2 protein-coding genes and 1 pseudogene are annotated in these 1374 nt (G+C 70.5%); all 3 read left to right on the forward strand.

Annotation, left to right across the window (positions count from 1 at the left end; all coding sequences use genetic code 11):
* The first annotated feature begins 2 nt into the window (after positions 1–2).
* Positions 3–644, forward strand: a complete 642-nt coding sequence (locus FL311_RS43190; RefSeq protein ID WP_228557481.1) for a 16S rRNA (uracil(1498)-N(3))-methyltransferase — start codon at positions 3–5, stop codon at positions 642–644.
* A 110-nt stretch (positions 645–754) separates the two neighbouring features.
* Positions 755–1021 carry a GlsB/YeaQ/YmgE family stress response membrane protein gene (locus FL311_RS43195; RefSeq protein ID WP_141333503.1) on the forward strand — a complete coding sequence of 89 codons (267 nt, stop codon included), beginning with the start codon at positions 755–757 and terminating at the stop codon, positions 1019–1021.
* 135 nt (positions 1022–1156) lie between these two features.
* Positions 1157–1374 (forward strand): annotated as a pseudogene (locus tag FL311_RS43200) (hypothetical protein); the annotation flags it as partial.

The following is a 1374-nucleotide window of genomic DNA, read 5'->3' on the forward strand; positions in this document are numbered from 1 at the left end:
GCCTGGGCGAAGGTGACGCGCTGGAGGTCTTCGACGGCAAGGGCCGCGCGTTCGAGGCGAAGGTCACCGGCGTGGACGCCGAGGAGGTCCGCGTGAGCCTGGGGGCGTCGCGACAGGCGCCGCCCCGCCGCGCGGTGAGCGTGGTGCAGGGCCTGCCCAAGGGCGACAAGCTGGAGTGGGTGCTGCAGAAGGGGACGGAGCTGGGCGCGGCCGCCTTCCTCCCGGTGGACACGCTGCGCAGCGTGGTGAAGCTTGAGCCCAAGCGCGCGCAGGAGCGCACCCAGCGGTGGATGAAGATCGTGGAGGAGGCCGCGCGCCAGTGTCGTCGCGACGACGTTCCACGGGTCGAGGTGCCGAGCGCGTTGGGTGACGCCGTCCGCGCGCTCGCGCGGGGGACGGTGGTGTTGGTGTTGGACGAAGAGGAGTCCGCGGTGCCGCTGGGCGAGGCGTTCCGGGCCGCGGGCGCGGGCACGCCCATCGCGCTGGTCGTGGGGCCGGAGGGGGGACTCGCCCGTGAGGAGGTGGAGGCGCTGAAGGCCCAGGGCGCCCGACCCGTCACGTTGGGTGCACGCATCCTCCGTACGGAGACGGCCGCGCTCGCCGCCCTGGCGGTGATGATGCACCTCGATGGGGAGCTTGGTTAGCGGGGGGCCGGTCGAGCGCCCGTTCCATACGGGTTCCCACCTTCTCTGGGTCATTCCTACGTTTGGACCATCTGGGACCTTCCGGGTCCCCACAGACAGGAGAAGGGTTCATGGGGATCATCGCATTCATCATCATCGGCCTCATCGCGGGCCTCATCGCTCGCGCCATCCTCCCCGGCAAGCAGAGCATGGGCCTGTTGGCGACGACGCTGCTGGGCATGGTCGGCTCGCTGCTGGGCGGATTGGTCGGGTCCCTCTTCACGCGGGACGGACGGCTCTTCGACCTGCGACCCTCGGGTCTCATCATGTCGGTGCTGGGTGCCATCGTCGTGCTGCTCATCGTCGGAGCGGTGGGACGGCGCCGTGTCCACGCCTAGCGTGAGGCGCTCCACACCGGCTGTCCCCCAGGGGACAGGTGGACGCCTGTCGTTGACGAGCCCCTGACGGTTCCTCGACCGAGGGACCTCGGGGGCTCGCCACTTTTCTTGCTCCTTCGGTGCGGACGTCTTTTCATGGCGACGCGTCTCATCCCGGAGGAGAGTCCGTTGTCCAAGTGCATGAAGTGCGGAGCCCTGTTGCCGCCCGTCGGAGAGTGCCCCGCCTGCGCCAAGGCCGCCGCCCAGACCACCCTGCCGGGTCTGCCGAGCTTCCTCGACCGGGACCTGCAGATCGACCGCCGCTCCGGCATGCGTGACGACGGCCCCGCCTTCGCCGAGCGCAGCCCCGCGCC

This window comes from Myxococcus sp. AB025B (assembly GCF_006518215.1).
GTDB classification, from domain to species: Bacteria; Myxococcota; Myxococcia; order Myxococcales; family Myxococcaceae; genus Myxococcus; species Myxococcus fulvus.

Excerpts from the sequence above, each read along its gene's own strand:
- FL311_RS43195 (WP_141333503.1), top strand. The coding sequence starts at position 755 with ATGGGGATCATCGCATTCATCATCATCGGCCTCATCGCGGGCCTCATC.